A 25,816-nucleotide genomic window follows, 5' to 3' on the forward strand; every position below is an offset into this window, starting at 1 on the left:
ATTAATTGTAAAAAATAAAGGATACAATCAATGAATTTACATGAGTATCAAGCAAAAGAGCTGTTAAAAAGCTACGGATTGCCGATTCAAGAAGGCATTATTGCCCATAACGGCGATGAAGCTGCTGCTGCTTTTGATAAAACGCCAACAGACATTGCGGTTATCAAAGCGCAAGTACATGCTGGTGGTCGCGGTAAAGCGGGTGGCGTAAAGCTGGTTAAAACTCGTGAAGAAGCCAAGCAAGTTGCTGAAGAGCTAATCGGTACTAACTTGGTTACTTTCCAAACTGACGCTGATGGTCAACCAGTTAATTTTGTATTGGTTGCAGAAGATATGTACCCAGTACAAACTGAGCTATATCTTGGTGCAGTCGTTGATCGTTCTACGCGTCGCGTAACGTTCATGGCATCAACCGAAGGCGGCGTTGATATCGAAGAAGTCGCAAATGAGACACCAGAAAAAATCTTTAAAGTAAACGTTGATCCTTTAGTTGGTTTGATGCCTTTCCAAGCACGTGATGTGGCATTCAAACTAGGTTTAGAAGGCAAGCAAATCAATCAATTCGTTAAATTGATGACGGGTGCTTATCAAGCATTCATCGATAACGATTTTGCCTTGTTAGAAATCAACCCATTAGCCGTTCGTGAAAATGGCGAAATCGTTTGTGTTGATGGCAAAATTGGTATCGATTCAAACGCACTGTATCGTCTGCCTAAAATCGCAGCACTACAAGACAAGTCACAAGAAAATGAGCGTGAGCTTAAAGCGGCTGAGTTTGACCTAAACTATGTTGCTCTAGAAGGCAATATCGGTTGTATGGTTAACGGTGCTGGTCTTGCAATGGCTACCATGGATATCATCAAATTGTACGGCGGCAAGCCTGCTAACTTCTTGGACGTTGGCGGCGGCGCAACTAAAGATCGCGTTGTTGAAGCATTCAAGATCATTCTTGAAGACAGCAGCGTTGAAGGTGTTCTAATCAACATCTTCGGTGGTATCGTACGTTGTGACATGATTGCAGAAGCGATTATCGCTGCTATCAAAGAAGTTGACGTAAAAGTACCTGTTGTTGTCCGTCTAGAGGGTAACAACGCTGAAAAAGGCGCGCAAATCCTAGAAGAATCTGGTCTGAAATTGATTTCTGCCCAAGGTCTATCAGATGCGGCTCAAAAAATTGTCGATGCTGTTAAAGCTTAATATATTTGAGGCGTAGTCCTTTAAATATACGTGCTTAAGCATAGTAGTCAACGCGTAATAGCAGCTTGTTGGTATGAATTGATCATTAACATTTAATGGATAACACATCATCAAGTGGCTATTGCAAGACAACCGAATACAAGGAATAAATAATGAGTGTATTAATCGATAAAGATACCAAAGTATTGGTACAAGGTTTTACTGGTAAGAATGGTACGTTCCACTCTGAACAAGCGATTGAGTACGGTACTAAAGTCGTCGGCGGCGTAACGCCAGGTAAAGGCGGTCAAACGCATCTAGGCCTACCAGTATTCAACACGATGGCAGAAGCTATGGAAGCCACCCAAGCTGACGCTTCTGTTATCTATGTACCAGCACCATTTGTACTAGATTCTATCGTTGAAGCGGTAGATGCTGGTGTTAAATTGATTATCGTTATTACTGAAGGCGTGCCTACTTTAGACATGCTAAAAGCAAAACGTTATATCGAAGAAGCTGAAGGCGTACGCATGGTTGGTCCTAACTGCCCAGGTGTTATCACGCCAGGTCAGTGCAAAATTGGCATCATGCCAGGTCATATCCATTTGCCAGGTAAAGTGGGTATCATCTCACGCTCTGGTACATTGACTTATGAAGCCGTTGCTCAGACCACTAAGCTTGGTTTTGGTCAATCAACTTGTATCGGTATCGGTGGTGATCCTATCCCTGGTATGAACCAAATTGACGCATTGAAACTGTTCCAAGAAGATCCACAAACTGAAGCGATCATCCTAATCGGTGAGATCGGTGGTACTGCTGAAGAAGAAGCGGCTGCTTATATCAAAGACCATGTGACTAAGCCAGTTGTTGGTTATATCGCTGGTGTTACCGCTCCAGAAGGCAAGCGTATGGGTCATGCTGGTGCAATCATCTCTGGTGGTCAAGGTACTGCTGAAGAGAAATTCAAAGCGTTTGAAGATGCTGGTATCGCGTATACACGTGACCCATCTAAGCTTGGCGAGAAATTAAAAGAAGTTACTGGTTGGTAAGATAGGCATAAGTCTACAGTTTAACTACCAAAACTGCATTGAAATATCGAGAAGACACTCCTACAATGGGGTGTCTTTTTTTGTCTCAAAAATAAACTTATGAAAAACAAGATACTAGTCACGGGTGGTGCAGGTTATATTGGCACACACACCTGTATCGCCCTGCATGAAGCTGGGTATGAGATTGTAGTTTACGACAACTTATCTAATAGTAGTCGTGAATCAATCAATCGTGTCTCAAATCTCATTGGTCAATCTATTGAGTTTATCGAAGGCGATATTCGCAATGCTGAGTCACTTAGACAAGTGTTTTTATCTCATCATTTCTTTGGCGTGATTCACTTCGCTGGACTAAAAGCAGTTGGTGAATCTGTTGCCAAGCCACTGCTATACTACAATAACAACGTCAGTGGCACCATTACCTTACTACAAGTGATGGCTGAGTATGATGTCAAAAACCTCGTTTTTTCTTCCTCTGCGACTGTTTATGGTGATCCTGAAGTATTGCCAATTGATGAGAACTCAAAGCGCTCTTGTACCAATCCCTATGGTCAGAGCAAGCTGGCAGTTGAGCACATATTAGAAGACCTAGCCGTATCTGATGACAGCTGGAACCTGATACCTCTTAGATACTTTAATCCAGTAGGGGCACATCTGTCAGGGCAGATTGGCGAAGACCCTAATGACATACCTAATAATTTGATGCCTTATATCTCGCAAGTCGCTGTTGGTAAGCTTGCCAAACTTAATATTTTTGGTAATGACTATCCAACTACTGATGGTACTGGTGTGCGTGATTTTATCCATGTCACAGATCTGGCGCAAGGTCACGTTGCTGCGCTGAACTATTTAGAGCGAAAAGTGGCATCAGTAGGATTCTTACCCATTAACTTAGGCACTGGTAAAGGGACTTCTGTTTTAGAATTGGTATCTGCATTTTCCGATGTATCTGGAAAAGATATTCCTTATCAGTTTACAGATCGTCGTGCTGGTGATATAGCAAGCTGCTATGCGAGTGCCGATAAAGCGAAAAACCTGTTAGAGTGGCAAGCAAAATTATCAATTACTGATATGTGTCAAGATACGTGGCGTTGGCAAAGCATAAATCCTAATGGGTACAGGTAAATATTAATATTCATTTATATATATTGCTACACATTAAAGAGTATTCTGATATCGAAATTTTCTAATTATGGGGATTTTCTAATTATGACAGAGAATATATTATTCTATAATAATATCGTACTAAAAATACATTGAAAAATCATGGTGATCTTATTACTATGGCTTTTTTTATCTCAACATATATAAATAATTAAGGAAAGATGCATGCTCAGTAATTCAACGATACTAGTAACAGGTGGTACTGGCTCATTTGGTCACAAATTTATTCCTATGACCTTAGAAAAATATAATCCCAAAAAAATTATAATCTTTTCAAGAGATGAAATGAAGCAATGGGAAATGGCGAAACTTTTTGAAGGCGACAATAGAGTTAGATTTTTCATTGGTGATGTTCGTGATAAAGAACGCTTGTATCGTGCTTTAGACGGCGTAGATTACGTTGTACATGCAGCAGCAACTAAAATTGTACCTACGGCAGAATATAACCCTTTTGAGTGTGTTAAAACTAATGTACATGGTGCTATGAATCTGATTGATGCTTGTATCGATAAAGGTGTCAAAAATGTAGTGGCTCTTTCTACTGATAAGGCGAGCAGCCCTATTAATTTATACGGAGCTACAAAGCTAACTTCGGATAAGCTTTTTGTCGCAGGTAATGCTTATAGTGGCCAGCATGTTAGTAAATTTGGTGTGGTTCGCTACGGTAATGTAATGGGTTCACGTGGTTCAGTAATACCTTTCTTTTTATCTATCAAAGAAAAAGGTGAGCTGCCTATTACAGACGATCGTATGACACGTTTTATGATCACCTTAGAAGAAGGTGTTGAACTAGTTTGGCATGCTTTTGAAGATATGGAAGGTGGTGAAATTTATGTTAAAAAAATTCCATCAATGAATATTATGGATGTAGCAAAAGCTGTAGCACCAGAAGCTAAAACTAAAGTAGTTGGTATAAGACCGGGTGAAAAACTACATGAGCAAATGATTGGCGCTGAAGATTCTTATTATACATATGAGTATCCTGAACACTTTAAAATCTTACCAACCATTAACAATTGGGGTCATTCTCCTGAAAGGGTAAAAGACGGTAAATTAGTTCCAGAAGGTTTTGTTTATTCAAGCGATAACAACACAGAATGGATGCCAAGAGAAGAACTTGAGTCTTGGATAAAAGAAAATAAAGATAATATTGGTAAAATATAATGGAATTTATCCCATACGGTCGCCAAAATATTACAGAGGAGGATATTGACGCAGTCGTCAATGTCCTTAAGTCTGATTATTTAACTCAAGGTCCAAAAGTACCAGAGTTTGAACAAGCGATTAAAAATCATTGTAACGTTCAACATGTGCTTGCGATGAATAGTGCAACCTCGGCACTACATGCTGCATGCCTAGCATTAGATGTAGGAAAGGGTGATATTGTTTGGACTACTCCTATCACTTTTGTCGCTTCAGCAAACTGCGCTTTATACTGTGGTGCTACTGTCGATTTTGTAGATATTGACTCGCAGACTTATAACTTATCTGTTCAGTCTTTAAAACAGAAGCTTGAGACCGCTAAGAAACAGGATAAACTACCTAAAGTTGTTATTCCTGTACATTTATGCGGACAACCTTGTGATATGGCGACTATATATAAATTGTCACAAGAGTATGGCTTCTCGATTATTGAGGATGCGTCTCATGCAATAGGTGGTAGCTACCAAAGTAAACCTATAGGTAATTGCCAATATTCAGATATCACTATTTTTAGTTTTCATCCAGTTAAGATTATTACTACTGCAGAAGGTGGTGTCGCTACCACTAATAGTGATGAGTTAGCGCAAAAGATGGATCTTCTTCGTAGTCATGGTATTACTCGTGATACCGAGTTAATGACTCACGAACCCGATGGCCCTTGGTATTATCAGCAAGTTGATCTAGGTTTTAATTATCGTATGACTGAGTTGCAGGCAGCGCTCGGTGTGTCACAGATGAAACGTTTAAATGACATCACTAAAAAGCGCCATGAAGTAGCTAAGCGCTATAATGAGCTTTTAAAAGATCTGCCTTTAATGACTCCATATCAAGATTCTCAAGGTCATTCAGGTTTACATCTGTATGTCATAAGATTGGATACTAACAACATCAACGTGACTCATAAAAAAGTATTTGAGATGTTGCGTATAGCTAACATAGGTGTGAATGTTCACTATATTCCTGTCCATCTGCAACCCTATTATAAAAGTAAATTAGGTTTTGAGGAGGGAGATTTTCCTGAATCAGAAGCCTATTACTCTCAGGCGATTAGTTTACCAATGTATCCTGAATTATCAGAAGAAGAGCAAGTGTATGTTGTCCAGATATTAAGGAATATCTTGTTATGAAAAAAAGTGTTGCATTAATTCCTGCTCGGGGTGGAAGTAAGCGTATTCCCCGCAAAAATATTAAAGATTTTTGTGGAAAGCCAATTATTGCTTATTCTATAGAAGCTGCTTTAAGAAGTGGATGCTTTGATAAAGTAGTTGTATCTACAGATGATGAAGAAATAGCTGCTGTTGCAAGAGAGTATGGTGCTGATGTTCCTTTTTTGAGGCCTAAAGAAATTAGTAATGACTTCGCAACAACGAAAGATGTCATTACTCATTTTTTAGCGTATTTAAAAGAAGAAGGCTATGATTATGATTATCTTTGTACTATCTACGCTACAGCGCCTCTCATTCAAGAAAAATACCTAATAGAGGCTGATAATAAACTACAAGACTCAAATGTCGTCAATGTATTTAGCTGCTCAACAATGCCATTTCCTATACAAAGAACCTTTAAGCTAGACAAGAATGGTCATTGTGAAATGTTTTGGCCAGAAAACTTTAATAGCCGCAGCCAAGATTTGGAAGAAGCATATCAAGACGCTGGTCAATTTTACTGGAAAAAAATAAAAGTTGAATCCACAAAAAATATGTTTGACTCTGATAGTGCCGGAGTGGTCATACCAAGACACTTTGTTCAAGATATTGATACACTAGAAGATTGGGAAAGAGCTGAATATATGTATCAAATAATTAATAAATAGGATGGATATGAAGAATACAATATTGATTTTGGGTACAAATTCGGGTCAGCTTGATCTAATCAAAGCCATGAAAGAGTTAGGATGGTTTGTCATCGGTTGTTCGAACAGATCTGATGAAGTTGGTGTTAAATATACTGATAAGTTCTTTGAAGTTGACATTCGGGACATTGATGCCGTATCAAAAATCGCAATAGAAAACAACGTGGATTTGGTCTATTCAGTATCTTCAGATACAGCTATTAAATCAGTTGTACAAGTTTCCAGTAAACTTAACTTACCTACTTTTTATTCAGAAGATCTAATTCGCTTGCTCGATAATAAGCAAGAACTGCGAAGATTTCTGAATGATGCTAAGCTGAGCTATGTAAATTATATAGAAATTGATGACATTAGCGATAGTTCTGATTGGGATACATTCCCATGTATCGTGAAGCCATCAAATGCGCAGGGACAAAGAGGCGTACAAAAGGTAAATAATCTTAAAGAATTGCAAGAGTCAATTCTGAATGCCAAACAGTTCTCGTCGAATAATACTGCAATCATTGAAGATTTTTTGGATGGTGTGGAAATATCATGCAATGTACTAGTTTCAAATGGCCAGATTATATTTGACACACTCTCAGAACGTCTAACTTACAATGATGATTATTTTGGCATACCAAAGGGGCATGTGATACCTTGTGTCAATATTGATGAAAATGCTCAAAAAGAGGCTGTTGTGTTAGTTCACAACGTGGTTAAAGCATTAGACATTAAGAATGGGCCTTTGTACTTTCAAATGAAAGCCACAACAAAAGGTGTCAAGATTATTGAGATTGCTCCAAGATTGGATGGATGTCATGTGTGGAGGCTCATCAAGGATGCTACAGATAGAAACTTCTTAACTGAGACACTTGAGGTTCTATTGAATGATCATAAGAACACTCAACCTGTAGCGTTAAAAGATAGTCAATATTACGAATTAATCTTTCAACACTCAGAACCAAGCCAAACATTTCAAGAGAAAAGCTTTCCTATTCCAGCGAATGCCTTATATCATGAATATAGATACTCTAACGGAGACTCCATTAATATAATCAATGGAAAGAAAGAAGTCGTAGGTTACTATGTTGCTGAATTTTCAAAAGACAAATGGGTAAATGAATGAGACTAATAGTTACAGGTGCTACTGGATTTATAGGCAAACATCTAGTCGAATCCGCCAAGCAGCATTCTGAAATTGTCTGTTTAACTAGAAGTTCTGAAAATCAAAGTAATCATAAGAATGTAAGTTTTGTACAAACAACTTATGAGCTTGATAGTTTGAGAGATATTCTCCGTGAAGATGATGTTTTAATTCATCTGGCTGGTCAAAGGTTGACGAAAGATGAGACTAACCCAAAACTACTTAGTTTTATTGAGCCAAACATCAAACTGACTGAGAACTTGCTTATAGCTGCTTGTGAATCCAACATTAAGCAAGTTGTTTTAGCTTCTAGCATTGGTGTTTATTCAGAAACTGATAGCATGCCATACGTAGAAAATACGATTACCAATCCTAGTACTATCTATGGGCTCTCAAAGCTAATTGGAGAGCAGTTAGTTAATTACTATTGTATGAAAAACAGTATAAAAAGCACAGTATTAAGATTCTCTCAGTGTTATGGTGTTGGAGAAAAAGACACACCCGTTTTAATGAAATTTATAAAGCAAGCTAATGAAAAACAAAAGATTATTGCTCAAGATAATGAGTTCTACTTAGATGAGATTTATATCAAAGATGTCATTGATGCCATACTTTTAGTAGTCAATAAAGAGGCTGAAGGTACTTTCAATATAGGTGGTGGAAAGGCTTATTCGATCTTAGAAATGGCTGAAACAGCAAATTTAATTTTCAATAATGAAAAAAATATTGAAGTTTCATTAGGTATCAAAAAACACAATCAAAGCAACTTTTTATCGATACAAAAAATTAAAGAGCATCTGAACTGGTCACCTAGATTTGATTTAGAAAAATCTTTGATTGACATGAAAGAAGCTTATGAAATAAGGAAAGACTGAAAGTGAAAACATTAAAAGAAGTTTTATACAAAGGGAGTTCAAAAGAAAATGAACAAACTCCTTTTATCATTGCAGAGATGTCAGGTAACCATGGCGCATCGCTCGAACAGGCATTGAAGATTGTTGATCATGCATCACAAACAGGTGTGGATGCTTTAAAACTGCAAACATTTACACCCGAGTCAATGACTTTAAACTTGGATCATGAGCATTTTAAAGTGACCAATAAAAAGTCCTTATGGTATGGTAGAAGGTTGTATGACTTATATGAAGAGGCTCAGACAAAGTACGAATGGCATAAAGCTATTTTTGATAGAGCCCGTGAAAGAAATGTTTTATGTTTTAGTACACCGTTCGATGAAGCAGCTGTAGATTTATTAGAATCATTAAACGTTCCAGCATATAAGATTGCTTCGTTTGAGTGTGTAGATATACCTTTGATTAAGTATGTTGCCCAGGCTAAGAAGCCAATGATTATATCTACTGGTATGGCATCTATTGCTGAAATTGATCTGGCTGTTAATACGGCTTTGAAAAATGGCTGTACTCAGCTAACGCTTTTGCAATGTACTAGTAGCTATCCAGCGCCAGCATCAGAAGCAAACTTAAGAACTATCCCTCACATGAAAGAGTTGTTTGGTTGTCAAGTAGGTTTGTCTGACCATACCTTGGGTATAGGCTCCGCAATAGCGGCTACAACATTAGGTGCGACTGTTATAGAGAAGCATTTTAAGTTAGAAGATGATGAAGATAGCATTGATGCTGCATTCTCTCTGACGCCAAGTCAATTCAGACAGCTTGTTACTGAATGCAAAACTGCTGCTGAAGCTATGGGACAGGTATCCTATGGAGTGAGTGAAGCTGATACCTTGGCTAGAAAAAATAGAAGATCTATTTATGTTGTTAATGACATCAAAGCTGGTGAGTTGATTACCACTGAAAATATTAGAAGAATAAGACCTGGGCATGGTTTATCACCAAAATACTTTGATGAAGTGATTGGAAAACGGGCTGCATTAGATTTGGATATAGGTACACCGTTAGATTGGAATCAATTAGAGAATTAATTATGACTCACTACTGGCTCAACAAAGCAAAAAAAAATCTTTTAGCCTCTAAAGAGTTTTCTAAAGCGAAAGAACTCTTAGAGACTAATGATTTTTTAGAAAAGAAGGAGTTCAGAAAAATAAAAGAAATTCTTGATTCTAAAGAATTTTCTAAAGCAAAAGACTTTTTAAAAGCTAAAGAATCACAATTTCTAAAAGCCAAAGATATATTTATTGTCAAAGCAAATGAACATCATGGTAGTGATATAAAAGAAACGTTACAAGAATTGGTAGACAATGAACAGTTAAGAGTCACTTCTCGCAGAAAATACGGTGTGCACCTTGAAGAACTGTTAACTTCAGAGAAAGGTTTACATAATTTAGGTATTGTTTCTACTGAACTTCTAAATGAGAACCCAGATAGTATTTTATTGATATATTTGACGGTCGTTTCTTTAGCTAAGGAAGAAAGGTTTGAAGAAGCATCAGATCTTATTTCAAAACAAGTCGTAAAGCTAAAGCTAAACAAAATATTAAGTATCAAAGTTAGGGATAAGCAGTTAGTCGCTCTGTTAAAGGTTTGGAGAGTACTTGATCTCATAGCAAGAGAAAATATGAAGTGGGCAGATGGTGATAATTTAAAAAGTAAAAATTATGATGACTTAGACTTTTTATTAACAGAACAAGATTTGGAAGATCCTGAGTTAACCTCTGATCTTATTCTGTTTTATGCTGAGCCGTATTTGCAAGGTAAGCTTCAGCATAATTACTTAAATATATGTCAATCAGCATTCGATAAGTCCCAAACTTTAGATAAAAAACTAAAAGTTATTTATGCTATTAGAAGAGAAGGTATAAGGCGTCTCCCTAGCTATCATGAGCACTATGACTTGGCGACTTCGCTATATACCTCTTTAAAAAGCGAAATTAATAACTTTGTGAGTCAGTCTTTGGTTGCTAGAACATTGAAAGATGTAAAAACGTTAAGAACAATAATGAATGTAGGAAGGTCGTTAGGGCAGGAGGATATCTATAGACCAGCTAAGGATGCAATCATTGAAATAGCAATGTCGAAGCAAGGGCAGTCAACAGTTTGGACTGCCGCCTTTACACTTATGGAAGATGATAAAGAAAATTATGATATATCTAAAAGAATCCTAAGCCTAGCTGATAAAGATCCTCAGCACGCTTCAGACATTCAGCATTTCTTAGAATGGGCTGTATTAGCAGAAGAGTATCAATTAGCTTATAACTTTTTTTCTAAGCAGCCAAGAAAGGTAAAAGAAACTAAAAATGCTCTCTCCTATGTGAAAATACTTCATAGGCTCAAGAAATTTGAAGAAGCAGAGGAAATTACTCGAGGTGTACATATCTCTCTCTTGTCACGAAGCCATAATTTATGTCCATATACCAGTTGGTCATTAGTTAAGAGAGTAGGCGAGCTCAAGTTTTTGAAAGATACCGCCATATTATATCAAAGTGTACCTCAACCTAAAGATCCAAAGGGAGTGATTTTTATCACCCCAAGATCTATAGAGCAATTGAGAAAAACCCCTATTGTGCTTCTAATGGAACTCAAAAGACTTGGTTGGGCCGTCATACCGCTTTCAGAAGGCCTTTTGCCCACAGAAAAAACCAATAATAAATACATCAATGAATTTATTGATACCATAACAATGAATAGAGAAATAAAGAGAGGTTCTAAGCTTAAACTTGATGTTGAATTTGACCTTGCCTTAGATAAAGGTCAAATGAAATGGAAGGATATCGATTTATCTCATGTTGTATGGGAAGAGTCAGCCATTAATAAACGTATTTATGACGTAGATTATACTTGCCCATCATTAAACAAATATTTAGAAAATATTTATACTACAACGAAATCGGCAGCAACTGTTTTAGACAATATCTTTAAATCAAAAGATGATATTGGTTTAAGAATTGGGTTTATTGTACAGTTTAATGCAAGATTGCCGGATGCGCTTTATCGTTTCTATTGTGAGCAATACGGCAATCCTGAAGATTTCTTTTGCGTACATTCTGCAAACGGATATCAAAACTACTTTTCTAATTTTTCGACCAATATATCGTCCAAATGTGTTGTCAGAAATATGACGAAGTATCCTCATACAAGATCGGCTAGCTTTCCATTACCAGAAGAGTTTGAAGTTTTCTATCAAGAAAATACATATCGTGCAGAGGAAATTTTACAAACGGTTAGTAATGTTACAAACGTAAAAAGATCAATCTCTTACGATGATGATTCTGTTGAGAAGAGAGCGGCGATTCAATATATTAAGAATTGGAAAGCGTCTGGTAAGAGAGTTGTTTGTGCGTTTGGTAAGGTTGTTTATGATTCAGGAGTTCCGTTTGATGGAGGCGCTGCACATTCAGATATGAAGGACTGGATTAATCATTCTATTCAAACGGTCGATGGCACAGACACCCTGCTACTTATTAAACCTCATCCACATGAACTTAACCAGCAAATTTCAACATTTGGAAATGCAGTATTTAGAGACATCATTGAGAAAGAAAATCAAAACACTATATTTTTGGATCATAATTGGTTCAAAATGGATGATTTGAAAGACTTAATAGACTTTGCCATTGTCTATAACGGTACTTCAAGTATTGAGTTGGGTGTAATGGATATTCCAACTATTCTGTGCGGACATTTTGGGACAGTTGACTATCCAGTAGGGCACCCTTCGCCGAAAAATAGACTGCATTTCGAAAAAATGCTGAGAGGCGAGTCTGAACTTGTGGTTGATAGTGAATTAAAGTATAGGTCAGCCCTATGGCTTTTTTATATGGGCAGTAGTCTGTTTACGACAGACTATAGATATCACTCAAGGCCGGTCACCAATAAAGTTCTTTACCCGCCATACTGGTTTAATAAAGATGTAAATCGTTATTTAACCAAAGGCGATCAGAACGTAAGAAAATTGGCTTTGGAAATTATTGAATAGGATTAGAAATTGGATATAGTCGTTATAAGATGTTCAGCAAGTGCTACGGTTGGATTTGGCCATTTGGTCAGGTGCAGAGTACTTGCTGAATCGTTAAGTACAAGAGGGTATGGTGTCGTAATGGTGGGACCACCAAATAGCCTAAAAAATGAAACTGATGAAGATATTTTTATTGAGTGGATTCCTCGAGAAAATTGGTCTAGCTCACAAGGCGAAGCTGATTTTCATCTTAGTGTATTGGAGAAGTATGACTCCAAACATATTATTATTGACGATTATAGGTCTGATGGAGAGCATCAAACAAAGTTGCGTGAAAAAGGCATAAGAATTGTTCAGCAATATGATGCCAGTAAAAAGCAAAATTTTGCTGCTAATTTAGTAGTAAATGGTAGCCCACATGAGAAATCTGAGTTTTATAGCAAAGATGTTTTATATAATGATGTAGAGTTCTTATTGGGTCCTAAATATTGTATTTTACGACCCATATTTTTTAGTCCTACACTCAAGGAAAATCACAAAGAAAAGAAAATCTTGATGACTTTTGGGGGTGGTAGCGATAGAGGTGCGATTCTTTATATTTTGAAGAAATGCTATCAATCTATTACAGAGAAGCACTGGAAGCTAACCATAATAGTTAGTGATAAAAACGAAAATATCAAAGAGATATCTGATTGGATCAGCTTAAACGGCCATCAAAATATAGAGCTTATTGTCAATCCTGATAGTATGGCAGAAATAATGTCAACCTGTCGTTTCGCTATTATGGGCGGTGGTACTACTATATTTGAAGCAGCATATCTTGGCATTCCAGCGCTACTAATCCCTATTGCTGATAATCAAATCAACCAATGTGTGGGTTGGGACGAACTGGGCGGGATGAAGTACATCTCAACATTTGACACACTTGATGAAAGCAATCTCAAAGATAGTCTAGTAGAGTTCCTAAGTGAACATAGCTTGGTAGAATCATATAGCCAACGTCTCAAAGCGATTATTGATGAGCATGGCTATCAAAGAATACTTGATAAGTTATTAGACCATGAGCGATAGCGAGCTTCCATCACCTCTGAAAGGTGATAACCATTCTATATTCATTAGATCAGGTTCATCTAAGTTGGTGATTCTCTTTTCTGCAATTAACATGAAAGAGAATCAATTTAATTTTTGGCAGCTTGGCAGAGAAATTGATGAGAATATAATTTTTGTTAATGATCCTTCTAATCAATGGTATCTCAATGGTATTCCAAGCTTAGGCACAAGCTTGGATCAGACAATATTCTGCCTCAGAAAATGGATAGATTATTTAGGTATTAAGGACGTATATTCTGTTGGAACCAGTATGGGTGGGCATGCGGCTATCCATTATGGAATAGAGTTAAACGCAAATATCTTGTCATTTCCAGCTGAGACTATACTAGGAGAGCAGCATTCTAGAAGTATAAAGCACTTAGAAAAAGATATAGTAAAAAAAGACTTTTTACTAGAAAAGATAGCTCACTTTAATAAAACAATATATATGATAATTGGGGAGTCTACTCCTAAAGATTTAATCAATGCAAGTTATATCAGAAAATTCGAAAACGTTAAAATTCATTCGCTTTTAGGTGTCGATCATTATGTACCGTCAGTGATTTCGCGTTCTAGTAAATTATATACGTTGTTAACGAGTTTTGTTTCTGATGGTCTTATTGAAAAAGATTTGTTCTCAAATTTAGGAAACTTCAACATATATGATGATGAATTGTTTTCTGACCTCACTGAATCATATCATAATTTTGAATCTGACAATCTTGATAAGTGCATTGCTTGTGCTGATAAAGTACTAGTTAAGTTTCCAGCTTTTGAAAGTGCGTTGTATATGATTGGAGACAGTTATCTACAAAAAGAAGAGTATCAGCTGGCAATGGATTATTTGGCAAGAGCAATCATGATAGCGCCTAATAATGCTGATTACTTATTTAAATACTCACATACTCTCAGAATGTTAGGTGATAAGAAGACGAGCTTACACCTTTTGGACATTTTAATTCAAAAGTTCCCAAATTATGCCAAGGCTTATTATGCTAGAGGTAATATGCAGGTAGAAGAGGGGAATGAGTCAGCGGCTTTAGAGTCATTTAAACTAGCATTTTCACTAAACAGTAAGAATGAAAAATTCGAAAATAGGTATCTAAAATTGCTTAATAAAATATAATAATATTAAATTTTTTTATTTATAAATAGGCATGCTTTAGTAATGAATAGTAATCTATCTTAAATCTCAATTGTTACTACTTGGAACGAGTTAATAGTATCGAATTTCGCAACTATAAATTATATTAGGACACTAGCATAAGTTGTAATAATTAAATGTATTAATTTATCTAATCTTATAAATAAGAATAAGTCTTTAAAAAGCTAAAATGTAAATTTCTAACAAGGATGGCAGGCTTTCGTAATATGCTTTAAGTTTTCGTATGGGAGCCTAAGAGTAGATATAATAATTTATACTGATTAAAAATACATCAACTTGACTTTGTTAAGCTTATTCTGCATTATTCTAACATAACTAACATAACTAACATAACTAACATAACTAACATAACTAACATAACTAACATAACTAACATAACTAACATAACTAATATGGCTTTCAAACCTAACATTTACGGCAAATGGAGAAGAATTGAGATGAGCGAAATACCAGAGATTAGTGTTTCTGAAAACCCATTAGCTAGACTGGATAAAATTCAAGCTAGAGATAAGCCAAATCCACGATGGAGCACCCATTTTAAAAATAATCTGCTAACAACTACTAAGAAACCACTTTTCAAAAAAACTGATAAAATTTTTGCTGTTGGTAGCTGCTTTGCAGAGCGAATACGTACAGCATTGAATGGGCAAGGCTTTGAAGTTGGCCCGCCTATGCAAGAAATTGTAATGGATACTGAGCGTTTCAAAATTGATCGTCTTCCAAATAGACCTCACATGGATTATTTTAATAGTTTCACTGTGCGCCAAGAATTTGAGCGATATATTGGAGAGTGGAAGCAATCGGAAGACGACTATTGGACTATTAATAAAGACCCGTATTGGGGTGGCAATACAATATATCAGGATCCTTACCGTCGTATGGTAATCGGACGTACTCCCGAAGATCTTCGAGAAGCAGTGTTTCATTGCAACACTGCAGTTGATAAAGGAATCAGCGAAGCAGATTTATTTATTATAACTTTTGGTATGGCTGAAGTGTTTCGAAACTTGTCTAGTGGGAAAATCGCTTGTCAAAAACCAGGGTATTCGGGAGGGGCTGGAGAGTTCGAGACAGAGTTTCACATGTCAACTTTTTCTGAAAACTACGAAAACTTGAAAAAAATTACTGAAATAATAAAAACGGTTCGACCAAATGCGCAGATCGTTTTTACATTATCTCCAGTTAGTTTAGCACGTACTTTTTCTGATAACGATATCTTAGTTGCAAACTCTGAAGGTAAAGGGATTTTGCGAGCAGCAATCGGGCAAATCGTTAGGGAGTATGAACAGGTTTCATACTTTCCATCGTACGAGATTGTCATGCATAACTCCCCTGAAAGTTTTCGTGAAGATGATGGGCGTCACGTTTCAGATTGGGTTGTCAATCGAATTGTCGATGCTTTTGTTGAAACGCATGCAGACTTAAACTGATCGATTTGATTAAAAGGATTACTAATGTATCAGCCGATTGATAAGCTTCTGATTGAAGCGAGAGATTACAGTGTTCGACTTGAAACAAGTGCCGCTCAAGATTTAGCAATGAATCTTGAGAATTATTTGAGTCCGTCTTGGACGGTACGCAAAGTGCTCGAAGGTTATGAACGTTATGCTAAAACGGGCATTAACGATGAAACAACTTACAAGCTTTTCCGAGAAGCCTTTAGTGAAACACAGGGACGTAGCAATCGCGTATTTAGTAATGTGCTTTCAGATCATGTTGGCAAGACTGAATATGACTACTCTCAAACTATTTTTGGTGAAGATGTTGATGCTATAAACACTGTGAAGACTGGGCTTTATCATCTTAAGCACCATGGGTTTTATAAAACAAAACTTCAAGTACCTGCGGAAATAGTTGAGAAATTAAAAAACAAAATTTTGGGTAGTATGGAGGCTGATTGTGGCAGTGATGTCGAAAAGGCGATTGCTGGAACAGATGATGCCCCTTTACAGATTAAAGGAAAGCACGGTCCAATAGCTACGTTTGAGGAAATGTACGAAATTTCAAGTGATCCAATCTTATTGGCTATGGTTCAGGAGTATATGGGTGTACCGCCGATTTTCAATACTCCTGTCGCTTTCTTAAATTCGGCCCGCGAAGTTAAGTCGCAAAGAGAACTTTCAGATACGGCACAGCTTTATCATCATGATATGCATCGCTTGCAGTTTGTGAAGCTTTTCATATATTTAACCGATGTAGATATGGAAGCTGGACCACATACATTAATACCAGGTACGCATCGCAGCAGACCCTTGAAAATGTGGGCAGATGGACGGCATGCGGACAGCGCAGTAATCCAATCAGGCCTTATGGATAATGAAGTTAATATCGTCGGTCCAGCAGGAACGGTTTTTCTTGTAGATACTAGTGCATTACATAAGGGGGCTAACCCTCTTAGTAAACATCGCTTAATGGCACAGGTTCAATATACTAACTCATTATTCGGTCGACCATGGCCTGAAACAGAGCGAAAAATTTCTCTTGCTGCAAAAAGTGAAAATAAAACAGTCAATCAAGCTGCCGAATTGGTTCGGAAATACGCACAGCGTTCTGGCGTTCGCTTTATGCAGAACTATATCTAATTTATATGGTTATAAAAAGTCATTATTAGGCCAGCTTTTGCTGGCCTAAAGCTTTTGGGAAAATTAAAATTAGATTATAGCATTGCTTCCTGCGTGTAATTTTTAATACTAGAGGAGCTGAAGAAAGTAATATCAATAATGTATTAGACTAAGTTATAGTCTTCATTATTTTTAGATATAATATTGTTATAGCCTTACTGCCTTTCAGTGCATTACGAACAATTAATATTTAGTAGGTTTTTCAATGATACTGTATCGATTGACCCGAAAGTTAATACGTGACCCGAAGCAGTTCTTCCACGATTTTATCAATCATCGTAAAAATCTTAAAATTGACACTCAACGAACTATTTTCGCCTTTAATATAAAAGAGTGGAAGAGGCCTTATTTACAGAGCCTTTATCCAGACAGAACACTTGTATATATTCCTATAAACTTGAATGAATCGTTAGTTAAAAGAAAGTATTTGCCTCATATACTCAATAACGATATAGACGTTCTCGTTTGGGGCATGCTTCTACCTAAAACTATTAAAGACAGTAATGCAAGAATTACGTATGTCGAAGATGGTTTTATTCGTTCAGTCGGTTTGGGTTCTGAGCATACTCCACCTATGTCATTGAGCTTTGACTCAAAGACAGTTTACTTCAATGCACAAGAAGCTTCTGATTTAGAAGATATTCTCAACACTTATGACTTTGCATCAGATTCAGAGTTGATGGCACGTGCTAAACGGCTAAAGGATGCTTTACTCAATACTGGGATAAGCAAATATAATCATAATTCTGATGTTGATCTTGATAGCGTTTATGGAGAAAAAACCAAAAAAAGAGTGTTGGTACTTGGGCAAGTTGAAGATGATGCATCTATAAAATATGGTTGCTCTGTTCCCATCACTAATAATGACTTAGTGCGCATGGCCGTACTTGAAAATCCTACTTCCCAAGTAATTTATAAGCCTCATCCAGACGTGTTACTTCAAAAGCGTAAAAGGCTTTCAGACCCAAAGGAAGTAGCAGATATCTGTAAGGTATTAGTGAATGATATCCCGCTTGCTCAGTCACTACAGACAATTGATCATGTCTATACAATAACTTCTCAAGCCGGATTTGAAGCTTTATTAAGAAATATACCAGTCACAACGCTTGGTTGCCCTTTCTATTCTGGTTGGGGCGTTACGGATGATCGTCAGCCAAACTCTCGTCGAAAAGCAAAGCTGACAATAGAAGAGATACTTGCGGCTGCCTATATACTGTATCCTAAGTATTTTGATTTTAGTAATGGGAAAAAAGTTGAGGTCGAGCATATTATTGAAAAATTATTAGTTGAAAGATCTAATTATATGGGTTTTAAGAACTAATAAATGTTGAACTTTAAAAGTCAAAAAACTTACTACAGCAGAATACTATTTTTACCGTATTTCTTTCATATTGAACCGGCTATAAAATAATGCTGATTAAATCTATAGAAAGCGTTTATTCAAAAAACTCTAAGTTAATGGTTATTTATTAATATTTGCGAGCTTTTATTACATGATTAAGTTTGGTATTACCCACGCTGTTATACCCGTTGCAGGCTTTGGCACTCGTATGCTGCCATTGTCCAAATCTGTGCCAAAAGAACTACTGCCACTAGGTAATCGTCCTGCCATTCATTATGTGGTCGAAGAGGCAATCGCTGCTGGCATCAAACACATCGTCTTGGTTGGTCATGCGCAAAAAAGTGCGATTGAAAACTACTTTGATATCAATGCCGAGCTAGATAGCCAGTTGCGCCAAAAAGGCAAAAACGAGCTGGCTGATAGTTTAAACTGGCTACCAAAAGATGTGACAGTCTCGATGATACGTCAAGGTAAGCCATTAGGTTTGGGTCATGCAGTGCTCGCTGCGCGCCCGATTATTGGTGAGCATGATTTTGCCGTATTATTACCTGATGTTGTGCTTGATCCTTTTACTGGTGATATGACTACTGATAACTTAGCCTTTATGATTGATGCTTTTGCTGAAGACAATCATTCACAAATATTGGTCGATAATGTTGCCGATGAAGATGTGCATAAATATGGTATTGCTAAGCTGAGCGACGCTATTGAGATTGATGAGCAATCAGATACCAATACTAGCTTTAAAGTCGCAGGATTTGTAGAAAAGCCTAACTTAGCCGATGCACCTTCTAAGTTAGCAGTGGTTGGTCGTTATGTCTTTAGCAATCAAATTTTTGACTATTTGACCAATACCAAAGCCTCGGTCGGTGGTGAGATTCAGCTGACCGATGCTATCGATGCCTTGATTAGCGAATACGGCGTGAATGTCACGACCATGCGCGGCGACAGCTATGATGCAGGCGATATGCGCTCATACATGCAAGCATTTATCTATTTTGCCAAGCAGCAATTAGCAGAAGATGAATAGCTGATGGCTGAGATAAAGGGCAATAGCGCTTATAACAGTGCTCGAAACTCTACATACTGGCAGCAGCTACAAATGCTCGCGAAGCAGCCATGGTCACTGGCAGCTTTGTTTGCACAAGATGACAGTCGTGCAACGCGCTTTAGCATGCAAGCTGGCGCGCTATATATGGACTATAGCAAACAATGTATTGACGAGCAGGTGCTGGCAATTCTGTTGCAGTTAGCAGAAAGCTGTGAATTGTCCACAAGGATTGATGCACTGATGCAAGGGGCGATGGTCAATACCAGTGAGGAGCGTGCTGCCTTGCATACAGCACTACGATTGCCAAAGTCTGCCAAACTAGACGTTGATGGGCAAAACGTCGTCGCTGATGTGCATGATAGTCTGTCGCAAGTAGCACGTTTATCTGAACGTGTCCGTAGTGGTACATGGCGCGGATTTTCTGGTAAAGCTATTACGGATGTGGTCAATATTGGCGTTGGTGGCTCTGACCTTGGTCCGCTTATGGCGACGACCGCGCTGGATGAGTGGGCAGATACCGACATTGAAGTACATTTCGTCTCTAATATGGACGGTACTCAGCTTGATAATTTGCTCAAGCACCTCAATCCTGAAACGACCTTGTTTATCATCTCCTCTAAATCCTTTGGTACTATTGATACGTTATCTAATGCTAAGACAGCATTGTCATGGCTGCTTGCCACTGCCAAGCGGCGTGCAGGTACTGAAGACAGTGTGCTACGCCGCCACTTTATTGGTATATCTGCTAATAGTGAAAAAATGCGTGCGTGGGGTATTCATCCTGAGCATCAGCTACAGCTCTGGGAATGGGTTGGTGGGCGTTTTTCTTTATGGTCGGCGATTGGTCTTGCTATTGCTATTCGTATCGGTATAGATGGGTTTAAAGCATTATTGGCTGGGGCTCATAGTATGGATGAGCATTTTGCCAAAGCAGATTTTGCAGAAAATTTACCAGTATTGTTGGGTTTGCTTGCTGTTTGGAACAGTACCTTTTTACAGGTAAATGCTCATACCGTATTGCCCTATGATGGTCGTCTCAGCTATTTACCAAGCTACTTAACCCAGCTTGAGATGGAGAGTAATGGTAAATCGGTCACCCAACACGGGGATCATATTGATTATGATACCTGTCCGATTCTGTGGGGTGAAATTGGCTCCAATGCTCAGCATGCCTTTTATCAGTTGCTACATCAAGGCACACAGCAGGTGTCTTGTGACTTTATTGCTTGTGTGCGCCGCTATAGTGGTCAATCGCAAAACGCGCCATTACAGCAGCAGCATGAACTGTCTTTAGCCAATTGTCTAGCACAGAGCCGAGTGCTGGCTTTTGGTAATGCCGCGCTTCAAGAGACTGAGGTTCAAGTAGCTTCTGCCGCGGATAAATATAAATATTACCGTGGCAATCAGCCGTCAACGACATTGCTAATCGATGAGCTGACGCCGCACAGTTTGGGAGCGCTGATTGCGCTTTATGAGCATAAAGTCTATGTCATGGCTAGCATTTGGGATATTAACCCGTTTGATCAATGGGGCGTCGAGATGGGCAAACAAATGGCGGAGTCCGTACATCAAGCCATGCAGCAAGCAGGTGAGAGTCAGTTTGACAGCTCCACTAACCAGCTGTTAAAACATATTCAGCAGTTGTCTTGATCGTTTTGCTACTAAGTCAATAATCATTAAAGGTGAACGCATGAGCGCTGTTTCTATAAATGACAATACACCTAAATATACGCATGAATCTAAATCACAAAGCACTGCAAGCAAGCAAGTTTGTGTGCTTATTGGTCATAGCATTGAGACCATTACTAGCGCCGTGGTGCTGGCAAGTCTAGGTCAGCGCGTGCATCTTTATGCAGATATTGAGCTATTGACGCAGCAAATACAACAATACGGCTTTGAACATCATTTACAAGCACTGTGGCAGATGTATGAGCAGCAGCAGGTTATTATCAGTACAGCATTACCGGCTAGCGCTGACACGTTAATACAATATTATGAAACGACAAATTTTAGTGACAGTCGTCACATCAATGAGAGCAATGAGAGCAATGAGATTGACGACCAAAGCACCGTTGCGCTTTATTGGTTATTTTTAGACAGTATCAAGCCAGTATGGGCAGAAGCCAGCTGGATTACTGCCTTCAACCACAGTCATCAGCAATCGCTACCCGTGATTATAAGTGGCATTGAGAAACTAGGGGTGGTCTCAGCACTGGCGCAAAATTTGCAGTGCGCGTGGGTCTACTATGTGCCGTTTGTATTCTTGCAAGACGGTGATGCTTATAGCTCAATGTTAAATCCCTCACTGTGGTTGCTTGGTGAAAAAACAGCCAACAGTAGCCAGCATCTAGAAGTATTGAAGCCGTTAATGCAGCATGCGCGTGCCGCTCATCACGCTGATATCGCAACGATAGAGTTTGCCCGTAGCAGTATCATGGCGATGCTGGCGACGCGAGTGAGTTTTATGAATGAGATGTCACGCTTGGCGGACAGTCAACAGGTAGATATCAAGCAAGTCAGTCGTATCATGGGGCTAGACACGCGTGTCGGCAGCAGTTATCTGCAAGCAGGCTGGGGCTTTGGTGGTAACACACTACCTACTGAATTGTCTAAATTACAGCAGTCCAGCCAAACACACAGTTTAGATATGCCGCTATTGCAGTCAGTCATGCACATCAATGAAGACCAGAAAGAGCTGATATTCCGCAAATTCTGGCAATATTTTGATGGATTTATTGACAATAAAACGGTGATAATTTGGGGCGGTAGTTATAAATCAGGCTCAGGACGTACCGCAGGCTCAGCCATACATCCATTGCTAGCGTTATTATGGTCTTATAATATTCGTACTTTAGTATATAGCGATAAAGCACAAGATGAACTTGCCATGCTTTATCAGCAGCAATCATTATTGCAATTGATTAATAATCCTTATCAGCAGCTAAGTGCCGCACAGGCGATTTTTATCGTTAGTTGGTCGCCACAAGATCAACTAGATATTACCAAGCTTAATCAACACGCGATGCCAGTATTTGATGCGCAAAATGCACTGACACGATTGCAGATCGATAGTCTGGTAGGTGACTATATGGGCATTGGTCGGTCTAAATAGCTTTATTCAAGCTTTTCAGTTGCTAAAAAAGCTCGTTGATAATTATCAGCGAGCTTTTTTTGATTTTTAATCGAAATCACCCATATTAAGTCGTATTCGTTTACGCTGGTACAGCACCTTGTGCCGCTAGCCACTGTTGAATCTCTCGAATTTTAATAGCTAATAACTCTTTATCGCCACGACTTTCAATATTTAATCTGATCAGTGGTTCGGTATTGGAAGCACGCAGATTAAAGCGCCACTCGCCAAAGTTAAGACTTAAGCCATCAAGGGTTGATTTGGTCGGATTTTCGCTGCTAAATTTTTCCTCAATAGCGCTAATAATCGTTGGTGCATCATGAGTGGTGAGACGAAAATTAAGCTCGCCTGAACTTGGATAGGCTTGAATATAGCCAGTAACCAATTCTGATAAAATCTTACCGGTGACAGACAACAGCTCGATGGTGAGCAGCCAAGGGATCATGCCGCTATCGCAATAGAAAAAGTCACGGAAATAGTGGTGCGCAGACATCTCGCCGCCATAAACAGCGCCAGAGTCACGCATGACTTGCTTAATAAATGAATGTCCAGATTTACTGATGACAGCCTTACCGTTATGCTCTTTAATCACGGCTTCAGTATTGTAAATGACACGTGGATCGTAGACGATTGACTCATTTGGGTACTTATTCAAAAATGCTTGAGCGAGCATGCCGACGATGTAGCTACCATCAATAAATTCACCATATTCATCGAATAAAAAGCAGCGATCAAAGTCACCATCAAAAGCAATACCAAGGTCGGCTTTATTTTCCAAAACAGCTTGTTGAGTCGCCACTCTATTGGCTTCGATCATAGGATTGGGGATGCCATTGGGGAAGCTACCATCCGGCGTATGGTGTAGCTTAACTACTTCAATTGGCGCGCCAGCTTGTGCAAGCTTATCAATCAATAAATCAACCACGGGTCCCGCACTGCCATTGCCTGAGTTAATCACTAATTTGAGGGGTTTGAGCTTATCAGTATCAATAAAAGTCATGACATGATCGATATAAGCGCTTTTATCAGTTAATAACTGCAAGGCTCCTGATCGGTTTTTAGTGATAAATTGCCCAAACTCTGCCAATGCTTGAATCTCTGCCAAACCATCATCGCCACTGATCGGCTTTGAGTGTTCCTTAACCAATTTTAAGCCGTTATAGTTAATAGGATTATGGCTGGCTGTGACCTCAATACCACCCAATGCCTGATAATAACTGGTGGCAAAATAGACCTCTTCTGTACCGCTCATGCCCAAGTCAATCACATTGACACCAGCATCGAGAATACCAGCGATGGTCGCTTGTTTTAATTGCTCGCTTGAATGGCGAATGTCACTACCAATAACGATGACAGGTTTTAGATTTACCATATCATTGTCATGAGCCTCAACCGCCGCACCATAACGCTGAAATAAAATCTGTGCAAAAGCACGACCAATACGGTAAGCAATGGCTTCGTTTAGATTTACCCCAAGCTCGCCGCGAATATCATAAGCTTTAAATGAATCAATAATAATGGGATTAAATGCAGTTTCTGGCTGATAACGAATGGTCGCAGACGTAGACATAATGATAAAATTCCTTGCGCATGTGCAGTGGTAAAATAATAAAATAGATAGCATAATTATAAGCTAATAAGCGTTCAATGCTACACTAACTGCTAAATTGAACGATAAGCAAAAATATAAGAGCCTCCCTTATGAATACTCTCGACAATAAAATAGTAGCGCCTACACCAGCACAAGGAACGCCAACTGCTAGTGGTGAATTAGACGATTTATTGGCTTTGATGGCACGGCTACGTGTTGACTGTCCGTGGGATAAAAAGCAAACCAATCACAGCCTTATTCCTTATGCCATCGAAGAAGCTTATGAGCTGGGCGAAGCGGTACAAAGTAATGACGATGAGGATATCAAAGGCGAGCTGGGCGATGTGCTGCTGCAAGTGGTGTTTCATTGTCAGATGTATGCTGAGCAAGGTCGCTTTGGCATGAGCGATGTTATCACCACTTTACAAGAAAAGCTCATTCGTCGTCACCCACATGTTTTTGAGGCTGAAACCCTTGAAGATGACACGGCGGTAAAAGCTCGTTGGGATGAGATTAAAGTGGAAGAGCAGCAAGCGCGCGAGGCACGAGGCAAACCAAAACGTCGTTTAGACAATACCAAGGCGGGCAGTGCGCTCATGCAAGCGCAAGATGTGCAAAAACAGGCGTCAAAGTTAGGGTTTGACTGGGAGGGCGTTAGCGGTGCTTTTGATAAGCTAGATGAAGAGATTGCCGAGTTAAAGGCTGAATTGATAGATAAATCAAAAGATGCTGCTGAATATAACATAAGCAAAGCCAATATTAGCGATATTGAAAAAGAGCTGGGTGATTGTATGTTTGCGCTCGTCAATGTGGCGCGTAAACTCAATCTTGATGCAGAAGCAGCCACCTTAACGTGTGTGCATAAATTCAAATCACGTTTTGGTTATATTGAAGCGCAGTTAGCTGCGACTGGCAAGCGTTTAGAAGACAGCGATATAACAGAGATGGATGCGTTATGGGAAGCGGCGAAACAACATGAACGATCGTCATGAACGTTTATCATAAGGTCTCATTTGTTAGCTTAGTCAATATGGCTGTTTTCAGTCTAATATTGGCGGTTTTTATGTTGAACAGTGTTCAAGCTGCGCCTTGTTTTGATAATCCTCAAAGGGCTTATAAATATCTATTGGCGCAAGAAAGTGCCAAAATACAGGTACGTGACCAAGCCACCATTAATATCAATCGTGCTAGTGAAGGCGCGCTCGTTTCATTAAACGGTATCGGCAGCAGCAAAGCCCAAGCGATTATTTTATATCGTGAGATGTTTGGTGATTTTAAGACAGTGGATGAGTTAGCAAAGGTCAAAGGTATCGGTGCAAAAACGGTTGAGAAAAATCGAGGACGTTTACGCGTACAAGATTAAGGGCAGTATTTTGCTTTAATTA

Annotated in this window: 21 protein-coding genes; 20 read left to right on the forward strand and 1 reads right to left on the reverse strand. The window is 38.7% G+C overall.

All coding sequences use genetic code 11. The features are described 5' to 3' along the window. Window positions 1-30 precede the first annotated feature (30 nt). From sucC to ACT3RN_RS01670, 18 genes are all read left to right on the forward strand, one after another. On the forward strand, window positions 31-1,197 hold the full coding sequence (sucC, locus tag ACT3RN_RS01585; RefSeq protein WP_443518626.1) for an ADP-forming succinate--CoA ligase subunit beta: 1,167 nt from the start codon (window positions 31-33) through the stop codon (window positions 1,195-1,197). Window positions 1,198-1,349: 152 nt separating this feature from the next. Beyond that, complete coding sequence (sucD, locus tag ACT3RN_RS01590; protein ID WP_045455414.1) at window positions 1,350-2,225, forward strand: succinate--CoA ligase subunit alpha; 876 nt, start codon at window positions 1,350-1,352, stop codon at window positions 2,223-2,225. Window positions 2,226-2,324: 99 nt separating this feature from the next. Then, window positions 2,325-3,350, forward strand: a complete 1,026-nt coding sequence (galE, locus tag ACT3RN_RS01595; RefSeq protein WP_444518417.1) for a UDP-glucose 4-epimerase GalE — start codon at window positions 2,325-2,327, stop codon at window positions 3,348-3,350. 204 nt (window positions 3,351-3,554) lie between these two features. Beyond that, window positions 3,555-4,553 (forward strand): UDP-N-acetylglucosamine 4,6-dehydratase (inverting), encoded by a 999-nt coding sequence (pseB, locus tag ACT3RN_RS01600; protein ID WP_444518418.1) that lies wholly within the window; start codon window positions 3,555-3,557, stop codon window positions 4,551-4,553. Continuing rightward, window positions 4,553-5,719: a UDP-4-amino-4,6-dideoxy-N-acetyl-beta-L-altrosamine transaminase gene (gene pseC, locus ACT3RN_RS01605; RefSeq protein ID WP_444518419.1), complete on the forward strand. Its 1,167-nt coding sequence runs from the start codon at window positions 4,553-4,555 to the stop codon at window positions 5,717-5,719. The genes pseB and pseC overlap by 1 nt, the downstream gene beginning before the upstream one ends. Further along, window positions 5,716-6,405 (forward strand): pseudaminic acid cytidylyltransferase, encoded by a 690-nt coding sequence (gene pseF / locus ACT3RN_RS01610; RefSeq protein ID WP_444518420.1) that lies wholly within the window; start codon window positions 5,716-5,718, stop codon window positions 6,403-6,405. The genes pseC and pseF overlap by 4 nt, the downstream gene beginning before the upstream one ends. Window positions 6,406-6,412: 7 nt before the next feature. Further along, window positions 6,413-7,552, forward strand: a complete 1,140-nt coding sequence (locus ACT3RN_RS01615) for an ATP-grasp domain-containing protein (RefSeq protein ID WP_444518421.1) — start codon at window positions 6,413-6,415, stop codon at window positions 7,550-7,552. After that, the gene (locus tag ACT3RN_RS01620; protein WP_444518422.1) at window positions 7,549-8,445 is read left to right on the forward strand and encodes an NAD-dependent epimerase/dehydratase family protein; all 897 of its coding nucleotides are present in this window, start codon (window positions 7,549-7,551) and stop codon (window positions 8,443-8,445) included. The genes ACT3RN_RS01615 and ACT3RN_RS01620 overlap by 4 nt, the downstream gene beginning before the upstream one ends. Before the next feature lie 2 nt (window positions 8,446-8,447). Next, window positions 8,448-9,512: a pseudaminic acid synthase gene (pseI, locus tag ACT3RN_RS01625; RefSeq protein WP_444518423.1), complete on the forward strand. Its 1,065-nt coding sequence runs from the start codon at window positions 8,448-8,450 to the stop codon at window positions 9,510-9,512. A gap of 2 nt (window positions 9,513-9,514) precedes the next feature. Further along, window positions 9,515-12,463, forward strand: coding sequence for a hypothetical protein (locus tag ACT3RN_RS01630; RefSeq protein WP_444518424.1), 2,949 nt, complete (start codon window positions 9,515-9,517; stop codon window positions 12,461-12,463). Between the two features lie 120 nt (window positions 12,464-12,583). After that, a complete protein-coding gene (locus ACT3RN_RS01635; protein WP_444518425.1) occupies window positions 12,584-13,513 on the forward strand; it encodes a glycosyltransferase in 930 nt (309 codons plus the stop codon). Beyond that, window positions 13,503-14,657, forward strand: a complete 1,155-nt coding sequence (locus tag ACT3RN_RS01640; RefSeq protein WP_444518426.1) for a tetratricopeptide repeat protein — start codon at window positions 13,503-13,505, stop codon at window positions 14,655-14,657. The genes ACT3RN_RS01635 and ACT3RN_RS01640 overlap by 11 nt, the downstream gene beginning before the upstream one ends. A gap of 476 nt (window positions 14,658-15,133) precedes the next feature. After that, the gene (locus tag ACT3RN_RS01645) at window positions 15,134-16,126 is read left to right on the forward strand and encodes a GSCFA domain-containing protein (RefSeq protein WP_444518427.1); all 993 of its coding nucleotides are present in this window, start codon (window positions 15,134-15,136) and stop codon (window positions 16,124-16,126) included. Window positions 16,127-16,150: 24 nt separating this feature from the next. Next, window positions 16,151-17,278 (forward strand): phytanoyl-CoA dioxygenase family protein, encoded by a 1,128-nt coding sequence (locus ACT3RN_RS01650; RefSeq protein WP_444518428.1) that lies wholly within the window; start codon window positions 16,151-16,153, stop codon window positions 17,276-17,278. Window positions 17,279-17,537: 259 nt separating this feature from the next. Continuing rightward, entirely contained in the window at window positions 17,538-18,638 is a 1,101-nt protein-coding gene (locus ACT3RN_RS01655) for a capsular polysaccharide export protein, LipB/KpsS family (RefSeq protein WP_444518429.1), read from the forward strand. A gap of 172 nt (window positions 18,639-18,810) precedes the next feature. Then, on the forward strand, window positions 18,811-19,689 hold the full coding sequence (locus ACT3RN_RS01660; RefSeq protein WP_444518430.1) for a UTP--glucose-1-phosphate uridylyltransferase: 879 nt from the start codon (window positions 18,811-18,813) through the stop codon (window positions 19,687-19,689). 3 nt (window positions 19,690-19,692) lie between these two features. Further along, the gene (gene pgi, locus ACT3RN_RS01665) at window positions 19,693-21,360 is read left to right on the forward strand and encodes a glucose-6-phosphate isomerase (protein ID WP_444518431.1); all 1,668 of its coding nucleotides are present in this window, start codon (window positions 19,693-19,695) and stop codon (window positions 21,358-21,360) included. Between the two features lie 40 nt (window positions 21,361-21,400). Continuing rightward, a complete protein-coding gene (locus tag ACT3RN_RS01670; RefSeq protein ID WP_444518432.1) occupies window positions 21,401-22,822 on the forward strand; it encodes a UDP-glucose/GDP-mannose dehydrogenase family protein in 1,422 nt (473 codons plus the stop codon). A 100-nt stretch (window positions 22,823-22,922) separates the two neighbouring features. Here the strand turns inward: ACT3RN_RS01670 and ACT3RN_RS01675 are convergent, their stop codons facing one another. After that, complete coding sequence (locus tag ACT3RN_RS01675) at window positions 22,923-24,410, reverse strand: phosphomannomutase CpsG (protein WP_444518433.1); 1,488 nt, start codon at window positions 24,408-24,410, stop codon at window positions 22,923-22,925. 131 nt (window positions 24,411-24,541) lie between these two features. Between ACT3RN_RS01675 and mazG the strand changes: the two genes are divergently transcribed. Next, window positions 24,542-25,423: a nucleoside triphosphate pyrophosphohydrolase gene (gene mazG / locus ACT3RN_RS01680; protein WP_087813883.1), complete on the forward strand. Its 882-nt coding sequence runs from the start codon at window positions 24,542-24,544 to the stop codon at window positions 25,421-25,423. 71 nt (window positions 25,424-25,494) lie between these two features. Next, window positions 25,495-25,794 (forward strand): ComEA family DNA-binding protein, encoded by a 300-nt coding sequence (locus ACT3RN_RS01685; protein WP_444518434.1) that lies wholly within the window; start codon window positions 25,495-25,497, stop codon window positions 25,792-25,794. Window positions 25,795-25,816 lie beyond the last annotated feature (22 nt).

The sequence above is a fragment of the Psychrobacter sp. AOP5-GZ1-6 genome, from assembly GCF_052376345.1.
Classification (GTDB): domain Bacteria; phylum Pseudomonadota; class Gammaproteobacteria; order Pseudomonadales; family Moraxellaceae; genus Psychrobacter.

What these genes read in the sequence shown, in the direction of transcription:
- sucC (WP_443518626.1), top strand. Translation starts at nt 31, where the DNA reads ATGAATTTACATGAGTATCAAGCAAAAGAGCTGTTAAAAAGCTACGGA.
- sucD (WP_045455414.1), top strand. Translation starts at nt 1,350, where the DNA reads ATGAGTGTATTAATCGATAAAGATACCAAAGTATTGGTACAAGGTTTT.
- galE (WP_444518417.1), top strand. Translation starts at nt 2,325, where the DNA reads ATGAAAAACAAGATACTAGTCACGGGTGGTGCAGGTTATATTGGCACA.
- pseB (WP_444518418.1), top strand. Translation starts at nt 3,555, where the DNA reads ATGCTCAGTAATTCAACGATACTAGTAACAGGTGGTACTGGCTCATTT.
- pseC (WP_444518419.1), top strand. Translation starts at nt 4,553, where the DNA reads ATGGAATTTATCCCATACGGTCGCCAAAATATTACAGAGGAGGATATT.
- pseF (WP_444518420.1), top strand. Translation starts at nt 5,716, where the DNA reads ATGAAAAAAAGTGTTGCATTAATTCCTGCTCGGGGTGGAAGTAAGCGT.
- ACT3RN_RS01615 (WP_444518421.1), top strand. Translation starts at nt 6,413, where the DNA reads ATGAAGAATACAATATTGATTTTGGGTACAAATTCGGGTCAGCTTGAT.
- ACT3RN_RS01620 (WP_444518422.1), top strand. Translation starts at nt 7,549, where the DNA reads ATGAGACTAATAGTTACAGGTGCTACTGGATTTATAGGCAAACATCTA.
- ACT3RN_RS01630 (WP_444518424.1), top strand. Translation starts at nt 9,515, where the DNA reads ATGACTCACTACTGGCTCAACAAAGCAAAAAAAAATCTTTTAGCCTCT.
- ACT3RN_RS01635 (WP_444518425.1), top strand. Translation starts at nt 12,584, where the DNA reads ATGGTGGGACCACCAAATAGCCTAAAAAATGAAACTGATGAAGATATT.
- ACT3RN_RS01640 (WP_444518426.1), top strand. Translation starts at nt 13,503, where the DNA reads ATGAGCGATAGCGAGCTTCCATCACCTCTGAAAGGTGATAACCATTCT.
- ACT3RN_RS01645 (WP_444518427.1), top strand. Translation starts at nt 15,134, where the DNA reads ATGAGCGAAATACCAGAGATTAGTGTTTCTGAAAACCCATTAGCTAGA.
- ACT3RN_RS01650 (WP_444518428.1), top strand. Translation starts at nt 16,151, where the DNA reads ATGTATCAGCCGATTGATAAGCTTCTGATTGAAGCGAGAGATTACAGT.
- ACT3RN_RS01660 (WP_444518430.1), top strand. Translation starts at nt 18,811, where the DNA reads ATGATTAAGTTTGGTATTACCCACGCTGTTATACCCGTTGCAGGCTTT.
- pgi (WP_444518431.1), top strand. Translation starts at nt 19,693, where the DNA reads ATGGCTGAGATAAAGGGCAATAGCGCTTATAACAGTGCTCGAAACTCT.
- ACT3RN_RS01670 (WP_444518432.1), top strand. Translation starts at nt 21,401, where the DNA reads ATGAGCGCTGTTTCTATAAATGACAATACACCTAAATATACGCATGAA.
- ACT3RN_RS01675 (WP_444518433.1), bottom strand. Translation starts at nt 24,410, where the DNA reads ATGTCTACGTCTGCGACCATTCGTTATCAGCCAGAAACTGCATTTAAT.
- mazG (WP_087813883.1), top strand. Translation starts at nt 24,542, where the DNA reads ATGAATACTCTCGACAATAAAATAGTAGCGCCTACACCAGCACAAGGA.
- ACT3RN_RS01685 (WP_444518434.1), top strand. Translation starts at nt 25,495, where the DNA reads ATGTTGAACAGTGTTCAAGCTGCGCCTTGTTTTGATAATCCTCAAAGG.